This window comes from Streptomyces sp. NRRL B-1140, from assembly GCF_001280065.1.
GTDB lineage: Bacteria > Actinomycetota > Actinomycetes > Streptomycetales > Streptomycetaceae > Streptomyces.
Genome location: NZ_LGEA01000025.1, coordinates 194,799 through 220,801, shown reverse-complemented (window position 1 = coordinate 220,801; position 26,003 = coordinate 194,799). Strand labels below are relative to the sequence as shown.

Sequence of the window (26,003 nt, the reverse complement as noted above, 5' to 3'; positions counted from 1 at the left end):
GCCCGCGCCATGGAAACGGCGTTCCCCCCTCTGTCCGCTCGGGACGGCCCCACCGGGCACCGGCGGGCAGCCGGAGTGAGGGAGCCGCACGCCGCGCCGCCCTCGCCGTGGTCGACTGTCCGGCGCGCGCGGGAGACTCGGGCAGCCAGGAGGTCCGGCGGTTCGTGGGGCGGGGCCGGGCCGGGCGGCACCTACAGTGGCCGTCTGCGATCACAGGGTGAGCGTGCGGCCCGCCGCGCCGGCAGGCCTCCCCAACCGCGCGGGCGACGGGTCCGCTCCCGACGCCGGGCGGGACAAGCCCCGTGCCCGGCCCACCTGCTCGGAGTCACCATGGCCGCGCCCGCACCACCGCCCCACCCCCGCCGCTCCGGGACATCCGTTCTGATGGTCCTGCTCCCCCTCGCGGTCCTGATCCTGGTGGCGGTGTCCGTGGGTCATGGCTGCAGTTCACCGAGCGGCAGGCGAAGGACAAGGTGCACACCGTCGGATCCGGGGCCGCCGACCGGGTGGACGTGGAGGTCACCGCACAGAGCGTCGACGCCGCGGCCAGAGAACTCGTCCTGCGGGTGCGGGTCCGCCCCCGCGGAGCTCTGGGTGCAGCGGAAGGGACCGCCCCGGTGGCCGATCTCCGCCTCCAGACATCCGTGGCGACCCTGGGCGACCTGGCGTTCGCGGCGCACGAGCGGCTCGCGCCCAAGGACGTGCAGGTCGCGCTGACGGGTGGGTCGATCAGCGACTACCCCTTCGACACCTATGACACCGACATCGAGTTCTGGGCGGTGCTGGGTGGCGAGCCGGTGCCGGTGCGGATGCTCTTCTCCAACAACGACACCCTCTTCTCCATCGCCGTGACACCCCCGTCCTCCGGGCGTGAGGCCGTCCTGGGGCTCAGGCTGTCCCGCTCGGGCAGCCTGCTCGTCTTCGCGGTCTTCATGATGGTCGTGATGTGGGCGCTGGCGACGTCCGTGCTTCTCGGGGCCTGGTTCCTGACGATGCGCAGGCAGGGTCTGGTCTGGCCGGCCCTCGCGTGGATGGCCGCCACGCTGTTCGCTCTCGCGGCGTTCCGCAACACGGCCCCCGGTACACCGCCGATCGGGTGCGTGATGGACTGGTTCGCCTTCTTCTGGGCCGAGACCGTCATCGCCGTGTGCCTGATCATCGTGGTCACCGTGGGCATCCGCACCGCTCTGCGGGCGGGTGACGACCGCCCCGCCTAGGACTCTCCACCTCACCCGGACCACGACGGCGGCCGGCCCTGTGGGGCACCGCCAGCGGGCGGTGCCCCACAGGGCCGGCCAGGAAGGTCAGGATTCGACGATCTTGCGTACGTTCTCCACGGAACCGCACCCGGCCTTCAACTGGCGCTCACGCTCCTGCCAGAACGCCACGCCGAGTTCCTCGCGCCGCTCCATCGCCACGTTCTCCCGCGCCCCGTTGAGGATGGTGCGTTCCTCCTCGTCGGCGTGATGGGTCACGGCCTGGACCAGTTCCTCGAGCTTCGAGTCCCACTCCTCGGAGCCGACCTCCTCGACCTCGAGGAGCTCCAGGAGGGCCTCGTTGCCCTCGTCGTGCTCGTGCTCGCCGTGCTCGACCTCTTCGTCATCGATGTTCTTGTACCGCTTGAGCGCCGGGTAGACCTTGGCCTCCTCGGCCTGCGCGTGTGCGATCAGCAGGTCCGCGAACTCGCGCAGGGCTCCTGCCCGGTCGTCCTCGACGCTCCGCATCCGACGGAAGAGGTCTTCCATGCGCCGGTGATCCTGAAGGATGAGTTCTACGACGTCTTTCGTGTCGGCCATGGAAATGGAACGCCTTTCCTGGGAGATCTTCGGGTCACTTTCGTCTACCCCATTCCTGACGATCTGCTCGCCACCGACATGCCGTCGGTCCGCCGGTCTACCAGCGATACCAGCGGCCCTTACGGCCACCGCTGTCCGCGGTGCGCAGCACGAAGCCGAGCAGCCACAGGACCAGCACGATCACCGCGATCCACCACAGGGCCTTCAGTGCGAAGCCCGCACCGAACAGGATCAGGGCCAGCAGCAGGACGAGAAGCAGGGGAACCATAGTCATCAACCTCCGCTCCCTCTGGTGCCCCACCGACAGACGAACACACAGTCGAATTTTCATGTTTCTTCACAAGGATCACGGGAACGTGAATCGCTGCCGTCAGCACCCCGGCTGCGTCTCATGCTTGAGCCCCCCGGCACCCGCAACGGCCTCTTCTCAGTCCGTCCCCACCACGATCACCTCGTCGTCGGCCGTCCAGCGACGGCGCTCGGACTTGGGCGGGTTGACCCGCACGCCGTACCCCGGACTCGTGGAGGCGTCGGCGTGGCTGCGGTAGCCGATGGCGCACTCGCCCCGCCCGCGTGCCGCGGCCACGACGGTGGCGAAGGCCGTCTCGCACCCGGGCAGCACGTAGTCGCCGGCCGGCCGCAGGCGGATGCCGATGCCCTCGGCGGAGAACAGTTCCTCGAAGACCGCCGCCAGGTGCCGGTTCTGGGAGATCTGTGCCATGAGCAGGCCGATGAGCTTTCCGCTGATGATCACGTCGGCTCCGGGCCCGATTGGTGCCAGCGCCCTGTTGCGGTCGTCCACCAGCTCGGTGACGACGGGGAGTTCGCGCCCGGAGGCTTCCTCCAGCTGTCGTAACAACAGCAGGGTGACGAGCGTGCGGTCGTCGGGCCGGTCGGGGGGATGTCCGGCGGCGGGGTCCTCACCCACGACGATCACACTGTCGTAGGAGTGCACGTCCAGACGCCGGAGGGTCTCGGGGCGGGTGACGTCCCCCAGGTGGAGGGTCAGGGCCAGATCGGTGCCATCGGGGGCTCCGGACTCGCGCACCTGCCGGACCGTGGCTTCGCAACCGTCCGCCACGACGTCGACGACCGACCCGGGCCGGGCCCGGCGACGCAGTTGCTCGACCATGAGCGGCGCCCGGCGGTTCCAGCCGAGCAGGAGGATCCTCTCCGGCCGCGCGGGCGTCGCCGGTCCGCAGGCCATCGCCGCCTTCTCGACCCACTGCCCGCACTCCCCCGGCCAGGCCGTGTCGTCGTCGCGGGAGATGACGATGAGCAGATCGCCCGCGGCGACGGTCGTCTGCGGCGGCGGGTTGAGCAGCGGGGTGTCGCCGCGTACCAGCCCGACGACGCTGGACGTCGGGTAGGACAGCAGCGCCTCGCCGAACGGGCGGCCCGTCAGGGATTCTTCGGCGACCAGGTAGAACTCGTCGCCGGCGAAGTCGAGGAGCTCCTGGTGGACGAGGGAGAGCCCGGGACGGCGGGCGGCCTGGACGATCAGCCGGGCGGTGACGGTGTCGCTCTCCAGGACGACACCGCCCGGGCCGGCGGCGAGGCCGGCGGCCAGCCGGTAGCGGTCGTCCCGGACGGCGGCGACGACGGGCGGGCGGTTCTCCACTCCGGCCAGGGCCGCCCGCAGCGCCAGCAGCGTCTTGACGACCTCGGCATCGGCGTCGGGCTCGTCGCGGGGCAGGACCAGCACGACACCGGCCGTCGCCGGGCTGGTCAGGGTGAGCACGGCCGGGTCGGTGGTGGGGCCGCTGCGGCAGATCAGCCGCGTCCGGCCGACGGGGCCCACCTTCGTGCCGAGTGCCTCCTCCATCGCGGTCTTGTCCCGGTCGGCCAGCACCGCCACCGCCGCACGCCGCTGGTTGGCGTTGGCGGCCACGAGCTCGCCGACGACCGTGAACACCTGCTCCGACCAGCCCAGGACCACGACGTGCCCTTGTTCGAGCACGGTCGAGCGGCCGCGCCGCAACGCGGTGAGCCGCTCCGTGAGTGCCGTCGTGATCAGACCGACCAGCGTCGAGACGTACAGCAGCGCGACCAGGGCGAGCAGCACCGACATCGTCACGCGCAGCGGCGTGCCGGTCGTCCCGCCCAGCCGCAGGGTCTCCCCCGTGAGGCGCCACACCTGTGCCAGCCGGTCGGGCAGGGCCTTGGGAGCGTGCGGGTCGGTCCACACCACCAGCGCGCTGGCCGGGACCACGACGGCCAGACACAGCAGCGCCATCCAGCCGACCAGGGCGGAGGCACCACGGGCCAGCGTGCTGTCGAACCAGTAACGGACCCGGTCACCCCAAGCGGTGCGCCGCTGCGCCACCCTTCCCCCTCCGTCGCCCCGGGCTCTCGTGCGGCCGGCCGGTGCCGCGTGCGCGATGCACCGAACAGGACGGCCGGAGAGCACGGTTGTGGATCTGCAGTCGCAGTGTGGAGGCTCGATCGCGGCGACCGACGCCGTTCGCCGCGCTTTCATTCCTTCGGGTGTGCAGGCACGCCGAGAGTGGCGGATCCGCTGCGACGTGAGGGTTTTGCCCCTGATTCGCTCATTGGGGGCAACGCCCTGAAGAACGGCGGCGGCCCGTCACGGCCCCCGTTACAAAGATCGCCATGACTGATGATCACGCGGTGGTGCGCTCCGATTCTGGTTTCTCCCGGCGGGAGTTCGCGGCGGTGGCCGGCACGGCCACGGTGGCGACGGCCCTGGCCGGCGGTACCGCCGCGGCCCTGCCCGCGCCGGCCGTGCCGCTCGCTCCGGCCGCCCCCGGCGGCAGCCGCGGCGCCGACGCCGACCGGTGCCTCGCCGTCGCCCGTGCCCTGCTCGTCCTCGACTCCGACGACCGCCCCCTCGTTCCGCGCTACCTGCGTGTCCTGAAAGACGGACTGCCGGCGCGACGGACCCGCCCCAAGGACGTCCTCGTCATCGGCGCCGGCCCGTCCGGGCTGGTGGCCGCCTGGCTGCTGAAGGAGGCGGGCCACCGGGTGACGGTCCTGGAGGCCAACGGCAACCGGGCGGGCGGCCGCATCAAGACCTTCCGCAAGGGCGGCCACGAGAGCGCCGGGCAGCCCTTCGCGGACCCCCGCCAGTACGCCGAGGCGGGTGCGATGCGCATCCCCGGCAGCCATCCGCTGGTGATGGAACTCATCGACCGGTTCGACCTGAAGAAGCGGCGCTTCCACTACGTCGACGTCGACGAGGAGGGGCGTCCCGCCGCGCGCACCTGGATCCACGTCAACGGCATCCGCATGCGGCGGGCCGACTACGCGCGCTCCCCCCGGCGCGTGAACCGGTCCTTCGGCGTCCCGAAGGCCTACTGGGACACCCCCGCCGCGGCGATCCTGCGTGCCGCGCTGGACCCCGTGCGCGACGAGTTCAGCCACGTCGGTCCGGACGGCAAGCGGGTCGACAAACCGCTGCCGGAGCGGCTGCGGGGCTGGGCACGGGTGGTGAAGCGGTTCGGCGACTGGTCGATGTTCCGCTTCCTCACCGAGCACGCGGGGCTCGACGAGCGGACCGTCGACCTGATCGGCACCCTGGAGAACCTCACCTCACGCCTCCCGCTCTCCTTCATCCACAGCTTCATCGGCTCCTCCCTCATCAGCCCCGACACACCCTTCTACGAGCTGGAGGGCGGCACTGCCGTGCTGCCGGACGCACTGCTCGAACGCGTGCGCAAGGAGGTGCGGTTCGACCGGCGGGTGACGCGCATCCAGTACCACCACCCCGACCGGCCGGCCCCGGACGGCGGGCATGTGCGGAGCAAGGGCCCGCACGTGTGGGTGGACACCGTGTCCGAGGGACGCGACGGCCCGGTCGTGCGCGAGCAGTTCACCGCCGACGTCGCCGTGCTCACGGTGCCGTTCTCCGGACTGCGCCATGTGCAGATCGACCCGCCCCTGTCCTACCGCAAGCGCCGCGCCATCTGCGAGCTGCACTACGACTGCGCGACCAAGGTGCTGCTCGAGTTCAGCCGCCGCTGGTGGGAGTTCGACGAGGACGACTGGCAGCGCGAGCTGAACGCCGTGAAGCCGGGCCTGTACGACGCCTACCGCACCGGCAAGGCCCCCGCGGACGGCAGCCTGCTCGGCGCACACCCGTCCGTGCCCGGCGGGCACATCACGCAGGCTCAGCGCACCCACTACGCCGCGAACCGCGCGATCGGCCGCGACCAGCCGGAGGCGGCCGGTGTCGTGGGCGGCGGCTCCGTGTCGGACAACGCCAACCGCTTCATGTTCAACCCGTCGCACCCGGTCCCGGGCAGCGCGGGCGGCGTGGTCCTGGCGTCGTACAGCTGGGCCGACGACGCCCTGCGCTGGGACTCCCTGGACGACGAGGCACGGTATCCGCACGCGCTGTGCGGTCTCCAGCAGGTCTACGGCCGGCGCATCGAGGTGTTCTACACCGGTGCGGGGCGTACCCAGAGCTGGCTGCGCGACCCGTACGCCTACGGGGAGGCGTCGGTGCTGCTGCCCGGGCAGCACACCGAGCTGTTGCCCGTCATCCCCGGGCGTGAGGGGCCGTTGCACTTCGCCGGGGACCACACGTCCGTCAAACCGGCGTGGATCGAGGGGGCCCTGGAGTCGGCCGTGCGGGCCGCCCTGGAGGTTCACGCGGATCGGTGACCGGTGACCGAGGGGCCCCGGCGCGCATGCGTGCCGGGGCCCCTCGCGCGTCCCGCACGCACCCGGCGGCGCTTCCGGCGACCGCAAAGACCAAAACCTCCGTTGCTTCCGGAAGGCAGACAGCCCGCCGGAGCACGGGCACCATGTGGCCCACGTCACCCTTCCTCACAGGGTCTTTACCTACCCGCATCGACGTACCGACAGGTGGTGGCACTCGTGCGCCTGCGCACCCCCCTCGCCCTGCTCGGGGCCGCCGTGCTCGTGCTCGTCGGACCCCCGCTGCTGAGCACCGGCAGCGGCTCCGAGACCGGCACGCAGATCCCGGGCCTGCGCTTCATGGTCCCCAACACGCCCGGCGGTGGCTACGACATCACGGCCCGGACGGCCGCGAAGAACGCGGAGGACGCCGGGCTCACCCACAACATCGAGGTGTTCAACCTGCCCGGCGCCGGCGGCACCGTGGGACTGAGCCGGCTGGTGAGCGAACACGGCAACGGCAAGCTCGCCATGTCCATGGGGCTCGGGGTGGTGGGCGCCGTCCGTTCCAACGACGCGCCGAAGACACTCGGGGACACCACGCCGATCGCCCGGCTCACCGAGGAGCAGGACGTGGTGGTCGTGGCGAAGGACTCGCCGTACAAGACGATCGACGACCTGGTCGGCGCATGGAAGAAGAACCCGGGCAAGCTCCCGGTGGGCGGCGGCTCCTCGCCCGGCGGGCCCGACCACCTCGCCCCGATGCTGATGGCACGGGCCGCCGGGATCCCGCCGAAGCAGGTCAACTACATCCCCTTCGACGGCGGGGGCGAACTGCTCGCCTCGATCCTCGGCAACAAGGTCGCCTTCGGCGTCTCCGGGGTCGGCGAGTACCAGGACCAGATCAAGGCGGGCGAGCTGCGCCTCCTCGCGGTCACCGGCCCCCAGCGCGTCGACGGGCTCGACGCTCCCACGTTGAAGGAGGCGGGCTACGACGTGAACTTCACCAACTGGCGCGGGATCGTCGCCCCGCCCGGACTGAACGACAAAGAGCGCGACAAGCTCGTGAAACTGGTCGAGGAGCTCCACGACTCGGACGAGTGGCGCAGGTCCCTGGCTCAGAACGGCTGGGACGACGCCTTCCTCACCGGTGAGAAGTTCGGCGCGTTCCTCGACGCCGAGGACAAGCGCGTGGTTTCGGTGCTGAAGGAGCTGGGACTGTGACGACGCAGACCGACATACCCACCGCGCAGACCGGCGGCGAGCGGCGCTCGTGGCTGCGGGAGCACTCCGAACTCGGTGTGTGCGCGCTGCTGCTGGCGCTGGGCGTCCTCGTGCTGACCGACGCGCTCACCATGGACGTGGACATCGCGCAGCGTGGCCCGGTCGGCCCGAGGACCGTGCCGGTCGTGGTCGGCGCCGCTCTGCTGGTCATCGCCGCGCTGCTCGCCGTGGACGTGCTGCGGGGCGGCCGGGGCCAGGCCGAGGGCGGTGAGGACGTCGACCTGTCCGAGCCCGCCGACTGGCGCACGGTGCTGCTGCTCGCCGGGGTGTTCCTCGCTGCGGCCGTCCTGATCGAGCCGCTCGGCTTCCCCATCGCCGGCGCGTTGTTGTTCTGGGGCGCGGCATTCGCACTCGGCAGCCGCCGGACCGACCGCGACCCGCTCATCGCCGCCGGGCTCTCCCTCGTCACCTACACCGTCTTCAACAACCTGCTCGGAGTGCCCCTGCCCGGCGGTCCGCTGATGGGAGTGCTGTGACATGGATGCCTTCAACTCCCTCTTGGACGGCTTCGGTACGGCCCTGACCCCGATCAATCTCCTGTGGGCCGTGATCGGTGTGCTGCTCGGCACGGCGATCGGCGTGCTGCCGGGCATCGGCCCGGCGATGGCGGTCGCCCTGCTGCTGCCGGTGACGTACGGGCTCGACCCGATCGGCGCGTTCATCATGTTCGCGGGCATCTACTACGGCGCGATGTTCGGCGGCTCGACCACCTCCATCCTGCTCAACACACCCGGTGAGAGCGCGGCGGTAGTGGCGGCCATGGAGGGCAACCCCATGGCCAAGTCCGGGCGCGGCGCCCAGGCCCTGGCGGCGGCCGCCGTCGGGCACTTCGCGGGCGGCCTGATCGGCACGCTGCTGCTGGTGGCGCTCGCGCCGACGGTCGCGAAACTCGCCGTCGACATCGGCGCGCCGGACTACTTCGCCATCATGGTGCTGGCCTTCATCGCGGTGACCTCGGTGCTGGGCTCGTCCCGCATTCGCGGTCTGGCCTCCCTGCTGATCGGCCTCACCCTGGGTCTGGTGGGCCTGGACCAGATGACCGGCCAACAGCGCCTGACGTTCGGTTCGCTGCAACTGGCCGACGGCATCGACGTAGTGATCGTCGCGGTCGGGCTCTTCGCGATCGGTGAGGCGCTGTGGGTGGCGGCGCACCTGCGGCGCAGGCCGCCCGAGCCGATCCCGGTGGGACGTCCCTGGCTGGGGCGCGGGGATGTCAGCCGGACCTGGAAGTCGTGGCTGCGCGGCCCGTTCATCGGCTTCCCGTTCGGCGCGATCCCGGCGGGCGGCGCGGAGATCCCGACCTTCCTGTCGTACGTGACGGAAAAGCGCCTGTCGAAGCACAAGGACGAGTGGGGCAAGGGCGCCATCGAGGGCGTCGCCGGTCCCGAGTCGGCGGCGTCGGCCTCGGCGGCGGGCACACTGGTGTCGATGCTGACCCTGGGCCTGCCGACCACCGCGGTCGCGGCCGTGATGCTGGCCGCCTTCCAGCAGTACGGCATCCAGCCCGGCCCGCTCCTCTTCGAGCGCGAACCCGACCTGGTGTGGGGTTTGATCGCCTCCCTGTTCGTCGGCATGGTGCTGCTGCTCGCGCTGAACCTGCCGCTGGCGCCGGTGTGGGCGAAGCTGCTGCGCATCCCGCGGCCGTACCTGTACGCGGGCATCATGTTCTTCGCGGCGGTCGGCGCGTACGCCGTCGGCGGCGAGGTCATCGACCTGGTGATCCTGCTGATCATCGGCCTGATCGGGTTCGGTATGCGCCGCTACGGGCTGCCCGTGCTGCCCGCCGTGATCGGCGTCATCCTCGGTCCGAACGCCGAGCAGCAGTTGCGACGCGCCCTGCAGATCAGCGACGGCAGTGTGACGGGCCTGGTCAACACGCCGTTCGCGGTGACCGTGTACACGGTGATCGTGCTGCTGCTGGTGTGGCCGCTGCTGCGGAGGGCGGTGACGCGCGGCGGCGCCGAGGCCTGAGGTCCGGCCGTCACGGCGCCCGTCCCGGGGGGCCGTGACGGCGGGTCTGTCCCCCCCAACCGGTCGCGGCGGCCCGTACGCGTGTTCCTGAACATCGCGCGTGCGGGTCGCCGTTCTCTCCACGGGCCGCGTACGGCCCGGTCGTCGCGTCAGGCGGAGAGCAGACCTCTGCCCAGCCAGTCGGAGGAGTCCCGCACCCCGGGCAGGGCGAAGAAGTAGCCGCCGCCGGTCGGTGAGATGTAGTCGACGAGGGGTTCGTCGATCAGCCGGGTCTGGGTGGCTTCGAACTGACGGCGCACGTCCTGCTGGTAGCAGCAGAAGACCAGTCCCATGTCGAGGTTGCCGACGCTGTCGACGCCCCGGTCGTAGTTGTAACCCCGGCGGAGGATACGGGAGTTGTCGGTCTTCGGGGTGCGTGGATTGGCGAGCCGGATGTGTGCGTCGAGCGGGATCGCCGTGCCGTGCGGGTCCGCCGCGTAGTTCGGGCTATCCGTCTCCCGGGCGCCGTCCAGCGGAGCGCCGGTGTCCTTGCGACGGCCGAACATCAGCTCCTGCTCGGACAGCGAGACCCGGTCCCAGAACTCGACGAGCATCCGGATGATCCGTACGACCTGATAGCTGCCTCCGGCCGTCCACGCGGGCTCGCCCTGTCCGTCGCCGACCCACACCAGGTGGTCCATTTCACGGGCCGACACGACGTCCGGGTTGGCGATGCCGTCCTTGAAGCCCAGCAGGTTGCGCTGGGCACCGCTGGGCCGGGGCACGTTCTGGAAGCCGTCGACGCGCCACCGGATCTGCAGCGCGCCGCGCGTGTGCTTGGCGATGTCGCGCAGCGCGTGCAGCACGGTGTCCTGGCGGGCGGCGCAGATCTGCAAGGACAGGTCACCGTGGCATTCGGCGGGGTCGAGGTTGTCGTTGGGGAAGGTCCGCATGGGTGTCAGCCGGTGCGGTTTGGCCGGGGTGAGTCCGTAGCGGTCGTCGAAGAGGGAGGCCCCGACCCCCACGGTGACGGTGAGCGCGTCGGCCGGTACGACGGGCCCGAGGATGCCGTTGTCCGAGGGCGGGGCGCCGACGCCGAGGTCCGCCGGCGTGCCGCCGGAGGTGAGGAAGCGGGCCCGGTCGGTGAGGGTCTTCAGCACGTCGGCCAGTTCGGCACGGCGGTCGGCGATGACGTCGAAGGAGACGAAGGCGGCGGCCGGTGGAGCGGGGGTGAGGATCCCGGCCTGATGGATTCCGTGGAAGGGCACCGGACCGGCGCTCTGCTGTCCGGCCGCCCGGGCTGTGCCGCCGCTCTCGGCGAGCGCGAGCGCTCCCCCGGCCAGGACCGCTCCGGCGGCTCCGGCGCCGAGGGCCGTCTTCACGAAGGAGCGGCGGCCGGCGTGGGCGGGGCAGCCCGTCGGCGGGTTGTCGGGGGACGGCATGGGGGTGTTCCCTTCGGGGTCTGCTGCGGGGTGGTGTCGTCGTTCGGCGCTCATGCGGACTTCCTGATCTCCAGCAGGTCCGGCACCGGGGAGAGGTCTTCCAGGAGTTGCCCCGTGGCCCCGTCGATCCGGGCCTTCACCTCCGGGTCGAGCCGGTCGACGGGGGTCCAGCGGCCCCCGTGGTGTTCCGAGTCGAGCAGGCGCTGCAGGCGGGTGAGGTCCGCGTCGACGGTGGGCAGCAGCCGCGGGGCACGCGGGGTGAGCAACGGCCGGAGCACGGTGAGCAGTTCGCGGGTGCCGGCGAGGTTGGCGTCGGCGGTGGCCAGCCCGGTTCCGCTGCCCTGGTCGGTGTCGCCGGTCAGCTCGAACTGGAGGGTGTTCTCCAGGATCTCGTGGGCGCGCAGGGGAAGGTCGGCGGGGTCGAAGTCCTGATGCGGGAAGGCCTTCCGCAGTCCGGCGGCATTATCGGCCAACTGCTGTGCCGGGCCCTTCAGTTCCGCGGCGGACTGACCGTGCCACAGCCCGTACTCGATCCGGTGGAAACCGGTGAAGCCCGGGTCGTGCACGCCGCCCGGCAGCCCGTCGGGCCGACCGTTGATCTTCTGGTCGAAGTCCTCGAAGGTGCCGTAGGCGGCACCGAGGGAGGCATAGGTGCGGTGGGCGGTCAGCCAGTCGGCGCGGGCGGTGTCCAGGTGCCCGGCCCGGATGTCGTCGCCGAGCCGCCGGGTCTGGGCGACGAGCGTCGACAGGCCCCGGTTCACGTACGCCTTGTATGCCGTGAGCGGTGCGGTGAGGTCCCGTTCGCTGACGGGGAGGACGGCGTGGGCACCGGCGGCTCCGGTGACCCGGACCGCCTGCGAGGTGACCGCTCCGCCGTCGGCGGGCACGCAACGCCAGGCGTAGGTGCCGCCCGCCACGGTGGCGACGAGGTCCCGGGTGGTGCCGGGGGCCAGGCCTTCGACCTCTCCGTAGACCGCGTTCGAGGCCGGGTCGATCAGGTACACCTCGGACGTCTGGTTCCCCGTGTTGTGCATCCGGAAGTCCTGCCGCCCCGGCTTCGGTGCCGTGAAGCCCTGGCCGCAGTCCGTCTCGGAGACGGCGACGGTCTGACCGGCGGCGGGCTTGGGGTGAGCCAGGGCCACGACGAGAGCGGCCAGGACGGCGGGGACGGCGACGACGGCGAGGGGCAGGAGCAGGCGGTGGCGCCGTGCCGCGCGGCCGGCGGTGGGGTCGGGCCGCGAGTCCGCGGGCGAAAGTGCCGGGCCGGTCCGACGAGTTCCCGGTACTCCGCGCACGCCCCTGACGAACAGCGGCATCACCACGGCGAGATAGCCGACGTACCCGGCCACCTGGAGCCAGGTCATGGCCGGAGTCAGGTTGAGAACGCCCTGAAGGAGGGTGCTGTACCAGGAGCCGGCGTCGACACTGCCGCTCAGGTCGAAGGCGAACGCCGCCCCGCCGGGCAGGACCCCGCCCTCCTGGAGGTCGCGCAGCCCGTAGCCGAGGACGCCCGCGGCGATGACGACGAGCACCGCCCCGGTGACGGTGAAGAAGCGGGTGAGGTCGATGCGCAGTACCCGGCGGTAGAGCCCCCAGCACAGGAGGGCCGCGAGGGCGAGCCCCACGCCCGCTCCGGCGAGCGGTCCCGCCGATTCGTCGGCGGCGCGTGCGGTGGTCCACAGGAACAGGGCGGTCTCCAGTCCCTCGCGGCCCACGGCGAGGAAGGACGTGAGGATCAGGACTCCGGCGCCCATGGTCAGCGCCTCGGTGACCTTCTCCCGGATCTCACTGGCGAGGCCGCGGGCGGACCGCCGCATCCAGAACACCATCGCGGTGACGAAGGCGACGGCGACGATGCTCAGGGCTCCGCCGAAGGCTTCCTGAGCCGGGGTGGAGAGGGAGGCGGCGGTGAAGGTCAGCACCGCGCCGAAACTCATCGACAGGGCGATCGCGGCCAGCACCCCGGTCCACACCTGCGCCAGCCGCGACCTGGCCCCGGCCCGCACGAGGGTGGCGACCAGCACGGAGACGACGAGCCCCGCTTCCAGCCCCTCCCTCAGCCCGATCAGAAAGCTCGGAAACGAGTCGTCCCACATGTAGCGCGGCCCTCCCGGCCCAACGCCCGGCCCCCGCACAGCGAGTTAGCCAAGGCATGCCTTACCGACGCCGACCATCATGGACTCGTCTCTCTGGGCATCCGGTCATGAATGCCTCATGGCCCGGCAAATATCCCTGCGATCTCGGAAGGGGTGCAGCATGCGGCGCGGCCACGGCAGGAGGCGGGGGGAGGTGAGCAGCGGCGATCGGTCCGCACCTTCCCACCCTCAGACCTCTTGACGCGTCAATGACAACAATGGCTTGATGTGCTGGGAGCGCTCCCACCTCCAGGGAAGGGACCATCATGCGCGGAACCCTCCACCCGCCCCCGCACTTACGGGTCATGTCCGTCCTCGGCCTGCCGGCCGCCCTGCTCCTCCCTCTCGGCATGACGTCCGCGTCCCGTGCGTCAGCCGCGCCCGCGGCGGTCCCCGTCCGCGTCATGCCGCTCGGCGACTCGATCACCGGCTCCCCGGGCTGCCGGCGGGCCGTACTCTGGAACCGGCTGGCCGCCGGCGGGTACACGGACGTCGACTTCGTCGGCACCCTCCCCCCGCAGGGCTGCGGACAGGCGCACGACGGGGACAACGAGGGGCACGGAGGCGAGCTGTTCACCACCGTGGCGGACCAGAACCCGTTGCCCGGCCGGTTGTCCTCGACGCGCCCGGACATCGTTGTCATGCACTTCGGCACGAACGGTCTGGAGCAGCATCGCCCCCGACCGCATCCTCGCCGCCTACACCAAGCTCATGGCGCAGATGAGGGCCTCGAACCCGGACATGCGGATCCTGGTGGCACAGCTGATCCCCATGCAACCCAGTTCCTGCGCGACCTGCGCCCAGCGCGTCGTCGACCTCGACGCACGCATTCCCGGCTGGGCCCGGGCGACCGGCACCGAGCGCTCGCCCGTCAGCGTGGTCGACCAGGGGACCGACTTCAGCACGGCCGGCGGCACCTACGACGGTGTGCACCCCAACGCCTCGGGCGACGCCAAGATCGCAGCCCGCTGGCTCCCGGCCCTGGCGGCGGCCCTCGACGCCGGCGTCCCGCAGGAACCGGGAGGGCCGGGCGGGGAGCCTGGCGCGTGCACCGCGCGTTTCCGGGCCGTCGCCTCCTGGCAGGGCGGCTACCAGGGCGAGGTGACGGTGACGAACACGTCGGGCTCCGCCGTCCCGGGCTGGACCGCGACCGTCGTACCGGCGGGCGGCGCGCGTCTGACCCAGCTGTGGAACGGCTCCCTCACGACGGCCGCCGACGGCACGGCCACCGTCACCGACGCGGCGTGGGACGGCGCCCTCGCGCCCGGCGCGAGCGCCGCGTTCGGCTTCGTCGCCACCGCCCCGGCAGCGGCCGGCTCCCCGGCGGCGAGCGTCACCTGCGCAGGGAGGGCATCCACCGGCTGAACGGCCGTGCCGGGCCGGAAGCGCCCGGCACGGCACATCCAACCCGGCCCACTCACCCGGACCGTACACACCCGAACCGGCCCACCCGTACCGGACTCAGCCGAACCCGGCCGTCCCCACCGGTCCGTCCCGCACGGCACCGACACGTACCGACTTCACCGCACCGCACCCGTACCCGACAGCCGGCCCCGTTCAGCACGACAGCGCGACCGACAACGAGTGTCACTCGACCCCCACTCCTGGAGCCGTCATGAGACTCCGCCCCACCGCTCCACGCCCGGCCACCGTGGCCGCCGCCCTGATCGCCCTCTTGCTGTCCTTCCTCGCTCTCACCCCGCCGGCCCAGGCCGCGCCCACCGGCTTCCGGGTGCAGAACGGCCGGCTGCTGGAGGCCGGCGGGAACGACTTCGTGATGCGGGGCGTCAACCACGCCCACACCTGGTATCCGGACCGCATCAGCTCCCTCGCCCACATCAAGGCCAAGGGCGCCAACACCGTGCGCGTGGTCCTCTCCAGCGGCGACCGCTGGACCCGCAACGACGCCGCCGACGTGGCCAACGTGGTCTCCCAGTGCAAGCAGAACCGGCTGATCTGCGTCCTGGAGGTGCACGACACCACGGGTTACGGCGAGCAGAGCGGAGCCGTCTCGCTCTCCCGGGCCGCCGACTACTGGATCGACGTGAAGAGCGCGCTGGCCGGCCAGGAGGACTACGTCATCGTCAACATCGGCAACGAGCCGCACGGCAACATCGGTTGGGCGGCGTGGACGGCCGACACCAAGGCCGCGATCCGAAAGCTCCGCACTGCCGGGTTCGACCACACGATCATGGTCGACGCGCCCAACTGGGGTCAGGACTGGGCGTTCACGATGCGTGACAACGCCGCCTCGGTCTTCGCCGCCGACCCCGACGCCAACACCGTCTTCTCGGTCCACATGTACGGCGTCTTCGACACGGCCGCCGAGATCACCGACTACCTGAACCGGTTCGTCACGGCCAAGCTGCCCATCGTCATCGGCGAGTTCGGCCACGACCACTCGGACGGCAACCCCGACGAGGACACCATTCTGGCGGTGGCCCAGCAGCTCCGCCTCGGCTACCTCGGCTGGTCCTGGAGCGGCAACGGCGGCGGCGTCGAGTACCTGGACCTGGTGACGAACTTCGACCCGGACCAGCTCACCTCGTGGGGGCAGCGCCTGTTCAACGGCGCCAACGGCATCGCCGCCACCGCCAAGGAGGCCGCGATCTACGGCTCCGGCGGCGGCGACACCACTCCCCCGACGGCCCCCGGCGCCCCCACCGCCTCCGGTGTGACCTCCTCGTCCGCCACGCTGTCCTGGGCCGCCGCGTCCGACGCGACGGGCGTCACCGGCTACGACGTCGTGCGGATCAGCGGCGGCTCCGAGTCGGCCGTCACCAGCACCACGAAGACCACCGCCACCCTCACCGGCCTGTCCCCCGCGACCTCCCACACCTTCGCCGTCTACGCCCGCGACGCCGCCGGCAACCGCTCGCCCCGCTCGGCCACGGTGACGGTCACGACCCCGTCCGGCGGCTCACCGTCGGCCTGCGGTGTCGGCTATCGGGTGACGGGCAGCTGGCCCGGCGGATTCCAGGGCGAGATCGTCCTCCGCAACACGGGCTCGTCGGCGATCAACGGCTGGACGCTGCGCTGGACCTTCCCGGACAGCCAGCGCATCACCAGCCTCTGGGGCGGTACGGCGACCCAGAGCGGCTCCGCGGTGAGCGTGGCGGCCGCCTCGTACACCGCGACGATCCCCGCGTCGGGGTCGGTCACCCTCGGCTTCACGGCCTCCCGGTCGACGGCCAACCCCAGCCCGACGGCCTTCGCCCTGAACGGTGCCGACTGCTCCGTGAGCTGACCGTGCCCCGTGCGGCGGTGCCGCCGCGGCCCCCGGCCCGGCGGCACCGCATTCGATGTGATCCGTGCTACAGCACCACGGAAAGCGGTTTACGTCGTTCCGCAGTGGTCAGGCGGCGGGGATGTCGCACCGGCACCCCATCGCCGTATCTCCGGCAAGACGCGTCTACGCCCGTCCGGGTTCCCCGCTCGCCTCGCGGGAGGCGTGGTGAGCGAGGACACCCTGCGCATCCGCGCGGTCCCGGGCGGAGCGGCGGAAGGGAAGACACCGCCCGCGGCCGAGCCGGCCGGCCGCCGGGACGCGTTCTTCGACAACGCGAAGTACCTGGCGATCGTGCTGGTGGCGATCGGGCACGCGTGGGAGCCGTTGCGGGACGGCAGCCGGGCGGCCTCCGCGCTCTACATGGTCGTGTACGCCTTCCACATGCCGGCGTTCATCGTGATCTCCGGCTATTTCTCGCGTTCCTTCGACGCGAGCCCGGGTCGGATCAAGCGCCTGATCACCGGGCTCGTGGTGCCGTACGTCGTCTTCGAGACGGCGTACACCCTGTTCACCCGGTGGACCGACCAGGAACCGGGCCGCCCGGTGACCCTGCTGGACCCCCTCTATCTGACCTGGTTCCTGATCGCCCTGTTCGTCTGGCGGCTGACCACGCCGATCTGGCAGCGCGTGCGGTGGCCGCTGCCGGTCGCCCTGGTCGTCGCGATGCTGGCGACGCTCTCGCCGTCCATCGGCAACGACCTCGACCTGCAGCGCACCCTGCAGTTCCTGCCGTACTTCGTGCTCGGTCTGCTGCTGCGGCCCGAGCACTTCACCCTGGTGCGGCGCCGTGCGGCGCGGATCCTCGCCGTTCCGGTGTTCGCCGGTGCGCTCCTCGTGGCCTACTGGGCGGTGCCACGGATGAGCGGGGCCTGGTTCTACCACCGTGACAGCGCGGAGGAACTGGCCGCGCCCTCCTGGTACGGGCCGGTGATGACGCTGGTGACGTTCGGCTGCTCGCTGGTCCTGGTCGCCTGCTTCCTCGCCTGGGTGCCCGGCCGCCGCATGTGGTTCACGGTGCTGGGCGCGGGCACGCTCTACGGCTACCTGCTGCACGGCTTCGTCGCGCAGGGCTCCAAGTTCTGGGGCTGGTACGAACAGGCGTGGGTGCACCGGCCCCCGGGCGAGGTCCTCGTGACGGTCGTCGCCGCGCTGCTCGTGACCGTGCTGTGCACCCCTCCGGTGCGGCGGGTGTTCCGCTGGGTGATCGAGCCCGACATGGCGTGGGCGTTCCGCCGGGACGCCCGCGACCAGGCGCGGGAGCGCAACGCCGTACGGGCGTGAGGGAGCCGGAAGGGGCCGGCCGCCGACTCGTTCCGCGGCCGGTCGCGGGGCGAGTGCGGCGGGTCCACGACGCGCTCATTACCCTCTCTTGACGATCCAGGAGTGACCGATCACAATTCTCGGCATGCATGTGACCGGTCACACCAGGCGCCCGGCGAGCATCCGGGACGTCGCCACGGCCGCGGGGGTCTCGTACCAGACGGTCTCGCGGGTGATCAACGGTCATCCCAGCGTCCGGCCGTCCACCCGGGAGCGGGTACAGGCCGCCATCGAGGAGCTGGGCTTCCGCCGCAACGCCACCGCCCTCGCCCTGGCCAGCGGGCGCACCCGCACCCTGACCGTGCTCACCGCGAACACCACCCACTACGGCTACGCCTCGATTCTGCAGGGCATCGAGGAGTCCGCCCGCGCCGCGTCGTACGCGGTCGGCATCGGCGTGCTGGAATCCGCCGAGGAGGCGGCCGTCGCCGCCGAAGTGCAGCGCGCCACGGACACCGGCGGCGGGATCGTCGTGATCGCCTACGATCCGGCCGGTGTGCGGGCGTTGAGCGCCGTGCCCGCCGGGGTGCCGGTCGTGGGCGTGGTCGAGACGCCGGCGAGCCCGCCCGGCGGCGGGAGCCCCTGGGTGTGGACCGACGACCGCGAGGCCGCCTACCAGGCGACCCGCCATCTGCTCTCCCTCGGTCACGAGACCGTGCACTACGTCGCCATCCCCTCCAGCACCCGCCGCACCAGCGCCCGCACCAGCGGCTGGCGGCAGGCGCTGAGGGAGGCGGGCGCCCCGGAACCCCGCCCGGCGCAGAGCGGCTGGGGACCGGCGGGCGGTCATGCCGCGGCGCTGAAGCTGGCGCGTGACCCGTCCGTCACCGCGATCCTGTGCGGCAACGACGACCTCGCGCTCGGCGTGCTGCGCGCCCTGCACGAGACGGGCCGCCCGGTGCCGGGCGAGGTCAGCGTGGCCGGGTTCGACGACGCCCCGCACTCCGCCTTCCTCACTCCGTCCCTGACCACCGTGCGCCTGGACTTCACCGGCCTCGGCCGGGCCGCCTTCGCCCTGTTGCACGGCGCCCTGGAGGAGTCCGCCCCGGTCGCCCCGCATCCCGTGTCCGAACCGGAACTGGTGGTGCGGGAGAGCTCGGGCCCACCGCCGGCCCGCATCTGAGCAGCCCCTGTCCGCGGCCGCGCGTCCCGCCTCCCGACCCCCACCGCGTGCGGCCGAAAGATCGTGTCCGGAATCACCAGTGGAGCCGTCGAGTGACCGGAGGTCCAGCAGCGTGATCACCCCCACCCCCAAGAGATCCCGCACCAGAACCGCCCTGTTCGCAGCACTCCTTGGAGCAGCCGCCATGGCAGCCACCCTTCCCGCAACCGGATCGGCGGCCGCGGTCGCCGACCCGCAGCGTCTGACCGTCGACCTGGACTCGTCCGAGGGCCCGGTGATGCTCGGCGCCAACGGCTCCCTCTACGGGCTGAGCGACGACGGGGTGCCCAGTGACGCCGTGATGGAGCCGCTGAAGATCACCAGCGTCTCGCAGAAGCCGGAGGGCGGGGCCCAGCATCCCAACGGTGACGCACTCACGGTCTCCCGGTCGTTCTTCCGCACCGGCGGCGGCGAGATCAACGTGATGATGCAGGACATCTACGCGAAGTGGCCGTACGAGGACCTCGGCATCGCCGACTACCTCCCCAAGGTCGACAAGATCGTCAAGGAGGTGTCGGCCGACCCGAACAGCGACCGCTTCGTCTACATCCCGTTCAACGAGCCCGACCAGATCTGGTACAAGCTCGACGTCAAGGACCAGGCCCAGTACGAGAAGAACCGCGACCGGTTCTTCGAGGACTGGAAGACGGTGTACCAGCGGATCCGCGCCATCGACCCGGACGCGCGGATCGCCGGGCCCAACGAGGCCGGGTACCACACCCGCCTGTTGAGGGACTTCCTCGCTTTCGCCAAGCGGGAGAACGTGCTCCCCCAGGTGATGACCTGGCACGAGCTCGGCTCGGGTTCGCTGCGTGACTTCCAGGCGCACTACGACGACTACCGCGGGCTGGAGCGCGAGGCGGGCATCGCCCCGCTGAAGATCAACATCGACGAGTACGCCAACCGCCGCGACCTGTCCGTGCCCGGGCAGCTCGTGCAGTGGGTGTCGATGTTCGAGCGCAACAAGGTGTACGCCAACATGGCGTACTGGGACGCCGCCGGCAATCTCAGCGGCCAGATGGCGCGGACCAACATCCCGAACGGCGGCTGGTGGCTGTTCCGCTGGTACGCGGGCCTGACCGGGAACACCGTGAAGGTGACACCGCCCCGGCCGAACACCGTCGACACCCTGCAGGGCCTCGCCTCCCTCGACACCTCCCGCCGCCAGGCCCAGGTGCTGCTCGGGGGCGCGGACGGCGACGCGGACGTGGTCGTGCGGAACGTACCGCGGTCCGCGTTCGGCCGTACGGTCACCGCGACCGTCGCCGAGGCCGCCTGGTCGGGGTACGAGGGGCAGCACGCGGCGCCGCGGGTCCTCGCGCGCACGAAGGTGAAGATCGCACAGGACGGCTCGGCGACCGTCCCGCTGCGCGGCCTGCACAAGATGTCCGCGTACCGGATCGTGCTCACCCCCGGCGGCTCGGGAACCCCGTCCGCCGTCTCCGTCCCGTGGTCGGCGTCGTACGAGGCCGAGGACGCGGCCATCACCGACGGCAAGGTCTACACCCAGGGCACGGTGAGCAACGCCAACGGCTACGCGGCCTCCGGCACCAAGGACGTCGGCTCCCTCGACCAGCCCGGCAGCCAGGTCGAGTTCACGGTGGACGTGCCGAAGGACGGCACCTACGACCTGGCGATCCTCTACGGCAACCAGTCCGGCGGCCCCGCCACACAGAAGCTGACCGTCGACGGCACCGCCCCGGTGACCGTCACCTACGCCTCCACGGAGAACTGGACCTACCGCGCCAAGAAGGACGTCGGCGTCCGGCTGACGGCGGGAACACACCGGTTGGTGCTGGCCAAGGGCGACGCCGAGGTCACGCTCGACCGGATCGACCTGACGGCCCGCACGCAGGCGGCCTCCGCGTCGTACGAGGCGACGCTGGCGGACATCAGCGGCAGGCCGTCCTACGACTACACGTCGTCGGCCGGCGTGGGCACGGGTGCCCTGGTGCTGCGCCCGGGCGACAAGGCCGTCTTCGACGTCTACGCCCCGCGCGACGGCTACTACACGGTCACCCCGCGGGCCTCGGCCTCGGTGAGACTGGCCCTGCACGGCGAGACCGTCCCGGCGGCGCCCGGCCGCTCGCTGCGGCTGTACCTCGTCGCGGGCAACAACCGGGTCGCGATGACATCGGGCCACGCCGCCGTCCGCTCCCTCGACGTCACGGGCGACGGCTCGGCGGCGGGCACCCTCTCCTACGAGGGCGCCTCGGCCACGCTCGCGGGTGGCGCGAAACTCGTCCACTCCCCGCACGCCTCCGCAGGCTCGTTCATCGGGGAGCTGGGCAACGACCCCGACAGCACGGCGCAGTTCACGGTGGACGCCCCCAGGCCCGGCCGGTACGTGCTGGTCGTTCACTACGCCCACAACGACCGCCGGGACAACGGCCACGCCTACAACACGGACATCATGTCCCGCACGGCGGACATCACGGTCGGGGGTGGCGCGCCGCGGAAGGTCACCTTCAAGAACACCTGGAGCGAGGACGACTACTGGACGATCGGTGTCCCGGTCGATCTCGTGATGGGAACGAACAAGGTGACGTTCGGCAACGCCACCGCCTGGGCGCCGAACATCGACCGGATCGAGCTGGGCCGCGTCGTGGGCTGAGCCTTGCGGTGAGGGACGGATCCGGTGCCGCAGTCCGCCGTGGAGGCGGGCTGCGGCACCGTCGTGTCCCGGGGGTGATCCCTTTTCAGCCAATCCCGGCGCGCGGGCACCCACGACACGGTCCCCCGCCGCTTGCACCCCCTATGCTTCTACAGGCTTGTAGAAGACAGCACACGCACATGAAGGAGTGGACGCCACCATGGTGTTCAAACGACTGCTCGGCGCCCTCGGTGTCGGCGGCCCCACGGTCGACACGGTCCTCGACCCCGCTCCCGTCCGGCCCGGCGGCGCCCTCACCGGTCAGGTCCACCTCGCGGGCGGCAAGGCCGACTTCGAGATCGAGCACATCACCCTGGAGCTGGTGGCCCGGGTCGAGGCCGAGCACCAGGGCGGTGAGAGCGAGGGCGTCGTGGCCTTCGACCGGTTCGCCGTCGGCGGCGGCTTCCGGCTCGCGGAGGGCGAGCAGCGCAGCGTGCCGTTCAGCGTCGTCCTGCCGTGGGAGACACCGGTCACCGAACTGCACGGGCAGAACCTGGGCGTGGTCCTCGGGGTGCGCACCGAACTGTCGGTGGCGGGCGCGAAGGACAAGGGCGACCTGGACCAGCTGAACGTCTCGCCGCTGCCCGCGCAGGAGGCCGTACTGGAAGCCCTCGGCGGGCTCGGGTTCGGTTTCAGGTCGGCCGACCTCGAGTACGGGCGCATCGGCGGCACGGGGCAGCGACTGCCCTTCTACCAGGAGATCGAGCTCCTCCCCGCTCCGCAGTACGCGCACCAGATCAACGAGGTCGAGCTGACGTTCCTGGCGAACCCGGGCGGCCTGGAGGTGGTACTGGAAGCGGACAAGCGGGGCGGCTTCCTGTCGCCCGGCCACGACGCGCTCACCCGGTTCACCGTTTCCCACGACGGGGTGGAGCAGCGGGACTGGCCCACGCTCCTCGACGGCTGGATGCGGCAACTGGCCGAGCACCGGGCGTCGTACGCCACCCCCGCCGGGTACGGCTCGCCCCTGAACCACGGCTCCCCCGCCCCCTTCGGCCCGGGCGACCACGGACCCAAGGGGCAGCACCACGACGGCGGCCGCTCGGGCCCCGGTATGGGCACGGCCGTCGCCGCGGGTGCGGCCGGGCTGGCGGTCGGAGTCGTCGGCGGCATGGTCGCGGGTGAAGTCGTCGACGAGGTCGGGGACTTCTTCGAGGGCGAGGAGGAGGACGAGGGCTGAGGCCGCGCCTCGGCGGCTTCCGAGGTGACACTTCCCGCCGCCTGCCGGATGCGGCGCCATCGTGACTCGTCGCGCGGTTCCCCGCGCCCCCTGGGGGCGCGCGCACTGCTCTGGCAGGTTGGTCAGAGCGGTGTCGCGGCGTGCAGGATGAGGACCATCGTCACCGCAGAGTTCGCCGACGACATCGCCGAGGCGGCCGTGCCCGCGGCCGCGCCCCACGCCGCCAGTCCGACCGCCGTGAACGCCGGTGGCCAGTGACGCACGGCGGGGGCGGGGCCGAGCAGCGCCGCCACCCGGCGCGGTACCGGTCCGGGGGCGGCGAGTCCGGCGAGGGTGGGATGCGGGGTGCCCCGCGAGACGAGCGCGGCGGTGCCGATCGCCCGGGCCACCGTACGGCGGCTGCCGACCGCCCGGGCCGCCTCCTCGTCCGCCCACCGCTCCGCCGTGTACGCCACGGCGGTGCGCAGGGGCCGCAGGAACGGGTTGGCACGGGCCGCCAGCTGCACGGCGAGCAGGAAGCGGTCGTGGCGTGCGGCGAGATGCGCCCGCTCATGGGCGAACAGAGCCCGCCGCTCGGCCGGCCGGAGCCGGTCCAGCAGAGCCGTCGTCACCACGACGCGGCCGCGCCCCGCACCACGGGCCGGCAGGCCCCCGCCCCGGCGGACCGCGGGCGGCAGCGCGTACGCGTAGGGCTCGGCGTCGGGCAGTACCGCCACCTCCGTGCCCCGCAGTCCGGCGAGGGCCAGATGCGCCCGGCGGCGCACGCGTCCGTGCCGTCGCACCGTCCGGGCGCAGGCGACGAGGACCGCGCACAGCGCGGGGATCGCGGCCTTGCCCACGACCTCGTCGTAGGGGACCGCCGCCCGCACCTCGGGGTCGGACCAGCCGTCCGGCAGCGGATTGCCGGGCAGTTGGGCGGTGCCGACCACCATCACCAACGCCAGACACACCGTGCTGCACAGTGCCAGCACCACGGCCAGCACCGTCAGCAGCCGGGTCGCGGTACGCGGATGCAGATGCTGTTCGGCCAGGCGCGCCACCGGCCAGGCCGTGAGCGGCAGGACGAGTGGCAGAAAGACGAAGACCCCCATGAGGCTTCAGCCGTCCCCTTCGCCCTGGTCCTGATCGAGCAGCTGACGCAGCAACTGTTCCTCGTCCGGGCCGAGGCCGGTGACGAAACTGGCCAGTACCGCCCCGCGGTCGCTCTCGGCGTCCAGCACCTTGCGCATCTTGCGGGCGGCCAGGCCCGCCTGGTCCGAGGCCGGTGTCCAGGCGAAGGACCGGCCGACCCGCTCCCGGGTCACCGCGCCCTTGCCCAGCAGCCGGGTCAGGATCGTGATCACCGTGGTGTACGCGAGATCACCGCCGAGGCGTTCCTGCACCCAGCCGGCCGTGGCCGGGCCGTCCGCCTCCCGCAGCGCGGACAGCACCAGCGCCTCCAGCTCGCCCTGTCCCCGCCGGGGACGCTGCCCGGGGTCCGTCACCGCCTGCCTCCCTCACGCCGCCGTGTGTCTCCCTCACGGCCATCGTATAGATCCACGGCCCGCGACCCCATCTATTTCTACAGTGCTGTAGATTTCAGAAGGCATCACACCGCATACGTCAAGCGCTCAAGAAGGAGTACCCCGTGGGAGTTTCCCTGTCCAAGGGCGGCAACGTCTCGCTCAGCAAGGAGGCGCCGGGTCTCACCGCCGTCCTGGTCGGTCTGGGCTGGGACGTGCGCACGACGACCGGCGTCGACTACGACCTCGACGCCTCCGCCCTGCTCCTCGACGCCTCCGGCAAGGTCCCCTCGGACCAGCACTTCGTCTTCTACAACAACCTCAAGAGCCCGGACGGTTCGGTCGAGCACACCGGCGACAACCTCACCGGTGAAGGCGAGGGCGACGACGAGTCCGTCAAGGTGAACCTCGCCGCCGTGCCCCCCGGCATCGACAAGATCGTGTTCCCGGTGTCGATCCACGACGCCGGCAACCGCGGCCAGAGCTTCGGACAGGTCAGCAACGCCTTCATCCGCGTCGTCAACCAGGCGGGCGGCCAGGAGATCGCCCGCTACGACCTGTCCGAGGACGCCTCCACGGAGACCGCGATGGTCTTCGGCGAGCTCTACCGGAACGGCAGCGAGTGGAAGTTCCGCGCGGTCGGCCAGGGCTACGCCTCGGGCCTGGCCGGTATCGCCTCCGACTTCGGCGTCAACGTCTGAACACGGACCGACCGCGCCGCCGGGCCCGACCACGTGCGGGCAGGCCCGGCGGCCGCCTCAGCAACCGACCGGGAGACCCTGTGGCCGACCTGTCCCGCCTCCGCCCGGACGACCGCGCGGACTTCGAAGCCGTCCTGCACCACGCGCTGGGCACCGCGGACATCCGCGGCGCCCTGGGCGCCGACCCCACCGGCCGGGCGGCAGCGCACCTGCGCGCCCACGCGCTCGCCCACGCCGACGACATCGCGGCGGCGGCCGAGCAGCCCTACCGCTCGTACCTCGCCGTGCGCCGGGCGGCCCGGCACGAGGCGCGACACCCGCTCGGTACGGGCGAGCTGCTGCCGGCCCTCGCGGTGCTCACCCCGCTCGTGTCCGGCACCTCCGCCGCGGCGCTGCTCCTGATCGGCGGCCTGCTCCACGTCGCCGACGCCCTCGGGCCCCTGCCCGGATCGCTCGTCGCGGCCGGCTGGACGCTGGCGCTGGTGGCGGCTCTGACCGGCCTCGCCGCCCTGGCCGCGCTGTTGCACACGGCCCTGCGCCGGCGCGGCGGGCCCCCGGCCGCCGGCCAGGTGGAGCACACCCGGCTGGTCTGGCGGCAGGAGTTGCTCGACCGCGGGATGCTGCCGCACCTGCGCCGGCACCTGGTGCCGCATCCCGGTACGGCGGTCACGCCGTGCTCCCCGCCCGATACGCTCACGCCGTGCCCGGCCCGGGCGAGAGAGGACAGGACACCATGTTCGGACTGAGCGAACTCGCGATCATTCTCATCGTCGTCATAGCCGTCATCGGGATGAAGAAGCTCCCCGAGCTGACCCGCTCGGCCGGAAAGGCGGCCCGCATCCTCAAGGCCGAGGCGCGCGCGGCGAAGGACGAGGAGGCCGGCACGGCGCCCGCGCCGCGGGTGGTCCAGGGCGAGGTCGTCCCGCCGAACACCGGCACGACCCCGCCCGGCAGCAGGCCGGCGGGCGCCCCGGACCATCCCTGATC

Annotated in this window: 20 protein-coding genes and 1 pseudogene; 14 read left to right on the top strand and 7 right to left on the bottom strand. The window is 71.9% G+C overall.

All coding sequences use genetic code 11. The features are described 5' to 3' along the window. Nucleotides 1-473 precede the first annotated feature (473 nt). Nucleotides 474-1,217, top strand: a complete 744-nt coding sequence (locus ADK65_RS05030) for a DUF4436 family protein (RefSeq protein ID WP_234352793.1) — start codon at nucleotides 474-476, stop codon at nucleotides 1,215-1,217. Nucleotides 1,218-1,304: 87 nt separating this feature from the next. Here ADK65_RS05030 and ADK65_RS05025 read toward each other — a convergent pair whose 3' ends face one another. The 3 genes from ADK65_RS05025 to ADK65_RS05015 form a co-directional block, all read right to left on the bottom strand. After that, nucleotides 1,305-1,796, bottom strand: a complete 492-nt coding sequence (locus tag ADK65_RS05025; RefSeq protein WP_053668565.1) for a hemerythrin domain-containing protein — start codon at nucleotides 1,794-1,796, stop codon at nucleotides 1,305-1,307. Between the two features lie 97 nt (nucleotides 1,797-1,893). Then, a complete protein-coding gene (locus ADK65_RS05020) occupies nucleotides 1,894-2,064 on the bottom strand; it encodes a DUF5670 family protein (RefSeq protein ID WP_010043305.1) in 171 nt (56 codons plus the stop codon). Nucleotides 2,065-2,223: 159 nt separating this feature from the next. After that, a complete protein-coding gene (locus ADK65_RS05015) occupies nucleotides 2,224-4,122 on the bottom strand; it encodes a CASTOR/POLLUX-related putative ion channel (RefSeq protein WP_053668564.1) in 1,899 nt (632 codons plus the stop codon). A gap of 287 nt (nucleotides 4,123-4,409) precedes the next feature. On the opposite strand from ADK65_RS05015, the gene ADK65_RS05010 reads away from it, so the two are divergent. From ADK65_RS05010 to ADK65_RS04995, 4 genes are all read left to right on the top strand, one after another. Continuing rightward, on the top strand, nucleotides 4,410-6,422 hold the full coding sequence (locus ADK65_RS05010; protein WP_053668563.1) for a flavin monoamine oxidase family protein: 2,013 nt from the start codon (nucleotides 4,410-4,412) through the stop codon (nucleotides 6,420-6,422). A 216-nt stretch (nucleotides 6,423-6,638) separates the two neighbouring features. Beyond that, entirely contained in the window at nucleotides 6,639-7,622 is a 984-nt protein-coding gene (locus ADK65_RS05005) for a Bug family tripartite tricarboxylate transporter substrate binding protein (protein ID WP_053668562.1), read from the top strand. Next, a complete protein-coding gene (locus ADK65_RS05000; RefSeq protein ID WP_053668561.1) occupies nucleotides 7,619-8,158 on the top strand; it encodes a tripartite tricarboxylate transporter TctB family protein in 540 nt (179 codons plus the stop codon). The genes ADK65_RS05005 and ADK65_RS05000 overlap by 4 nt, the downstream gene beginning before the upstream one ends. A 1-nt stretch (nucleotide 8,159) precedes the next feature. Next, nucleotides 8,160-9,653, top strand: a complete 1,494-nt coding sequence (locus ADK65_RS04995) for a tripartite tricarboxylate transporter permease (RefSeq protein ID WP_053668560.1) — start codon at nucleotides 8,160-8,162, stop codon at nucleotides 9,651-9,653. Nucleotides 9,654-9,802: 149 nt separating this feature from the next. Here the strand turns inward: ADK65_RS04995 and efeB are convergent, their stop codons facing one another. After that, complete coding sequence (gene efeB / locus ADK65_RS04990) at nucleotides 9,803-11,074, bottom strand: iron uptake transporter deferrochelatase/peroxidase subunit (protein ID WP_053668559.1); 1,272 nt, start codon at nucleotides 11,072-11,074, stop codon at nucleotides 9,803-9,805. 50 nt (nucleotides 11,075-11,124) lie between these two features. Further along, nucleotides 11,125-13,170, bottom strand: a complete 2,046-nt coding sequence (efeU, locus tag ADK65_RS04985; protein ID WP_053668558.1) for an iron uptake transporter permease EfeU — start codon at nucleotides 13,168-13,170, stop codon at nucleotides 11,125-11,127. Nucleotides 13,171-13,475: 305 nt separating this feature from the next. Between efeU and ADK65_RS04980 the strand changes: the two are divergent. The 6 genes and pseudogenes from ADK65_RS04980 to ADK65_RS04955 all read left to right on the top strand — a co-directional run bounded on the left by ADK65_RS04980 (nucleotide 13,476) and on the right by ADK65_RS04955 (nucleotide 22,813). Continuing rightward, nucleotides 13,476-14,574: pseudogene (locus ADK65_RS04980) on the top strand (GDSL-type esterase/lipase family protein). Nucleotides 14,575-14,824: 250 nt separating this feature from the next. Continuing rightward, nucleotides 14,825-16,456, top strand: coding sequence for a cellulase family glycosylhydrolase (locus tag ADK65_RS04975; RefSeq protein WP_053668557.1), 1,632 nt, complete (start codon nucleotides 14,825-14,827; stop codon nucleotides 16,454-16,456). Between the two features lie 228 nt (nucleotides 16,457-16,684). Next, the gene (locus ADK65_RS04970) at nucleotides 16,685-17,779 is read left to right on the top strand and encodes an acyltransferase family protein (RefSeq protein ID WP_053668628.1); all 1,095 of its coding nucleotides are present in this window, start codon (nucleotides 16,685-16,687) and stop codon (nucleotides 17,777-17,779) included. Between the two features lie 124 nt (nucleotides 17,780-17,903). Continuing rightward, nucleotides 17,904-18,941 (top strand): LacI family DNA-binding transcriptional regulator, encoded by a 1,038-nt coding sequence (locus ADK65_RS04965; RefSeq protein WP_053668556.1) that lies wholly within the window; start codon nucleotides 17,904-17,906, stop codon nucleotides 18,939-18,941. A gap of 184 nt (nucleotides 18,942-19,125) precedes the next feature. After that, nucleotides 19,126-21,594 (top strand): CBM35 domain-containing protein, encoded by a 2,469-nt coding sequence (locus tag ADK65_RS04960; protein ID WP_053668555.1) that lies wholly within the window; start codon nucleotides 19,126-19,128, stop codon nucleotides 21,592-21,594. 199 nt (nucleotides 21,595-21,793) lie between these two features. Beyond that, nucleotides 21,794-22,813, top strand: a complete 1,020-nt coding sequence (locus tag ADK65_RS04955) for a sporulation protein (RefSeq protein WP_053668627.1) — start codon at nucleotides 21,794-21,796, stop codon at nucleotides 22,811-22,813. A 122-nt stretch (nucleotides 22,814-22,935) separates the two neighbouring features. Here the strand turns inward: ADK65_RS04955 and ADK65_RS04950 are convergent, their stop codons facing one another. After that, nucleotides 22,936-23,904 (bottom strand): M56 family metallopeptidase, encoded by a 969-nt coding sequence (locus tag ADK65_RS04950; RefSeq protein ID WP_053668554.1) that lies wholly within the window; start codon nucleotides 23,902-23,904, stop codon nucleotides 22,936-22,938. A 6-nt stretch (nucleotides 23,905-23,910) separates the two neighbouring features. After that, on the bottom strand, nucleotides 23,911-24,297 hold the full coding sequence (locus tag ADK65_RS04945; protein ID WP_053668553.1) for a BlaI/MecI/CopY family transcriptional regulator: 387 nt from the start codon (nucleotides 24,295-24,297) through the stop codon (nucleotides 23,911-23,913). A gap of 143 nt (nucleotides 24,298-24,440) precedes the next feature. Here ADK65_RS04945 and ADK65_RS04940 point away from each other — a divergent pair, with 143 nt between their 5' ends. The 3 genes from ADK65_RS04940 to ADK65_RS04930 all read left to right on the top strand — a co-directional run bounded on the left by ADK65_RS04940 (nucleotide 24,441) and on the right by ADK65_RS04930 (nucleotide 26,001). Then, a complete protein-coding gene (locus tag ADK65_RS04940; RefSeq protein WP_053668552.1) occupies nucleotides 24,441-25,016 on the top strand; it encodes a TerD family protein in 576 nt (191 codons plus the stop codon). A gap of 80 nt (nucleotides 25,017-25,096) precedes the next feature. After that, on the top strand, nucleotides 25,097-25,762 hold the full coding sequence (locus ADK65_RS04935) for a hypothetical protein (RefSeq protein WP_053668551.1): 666 nt from the start codon (nucleotides 25,097-25,099) through the stop codon (nucleotides 25,760-25,762). After that, the gene (locus ADK65_RS04930; RefSeq protein ID WP_053668550.1) at nucleotides 25,750-26,001 is read left to right on the top strand and encodes a twin-arginine translocase TatA/TatE family subunit; all 252 of its coding nucleotides are present in this window, start codon (nucleotides 25,750-25,752) and stop codon (nucleotides 25,999-26,001) included. Before ADK65_RS04935 ends, ADK65_RS04930 begins: the two co-directional genes overlap by 13 nt. Nucleotides 26,002-26,003: the final 2 nt, after the last annotated feature.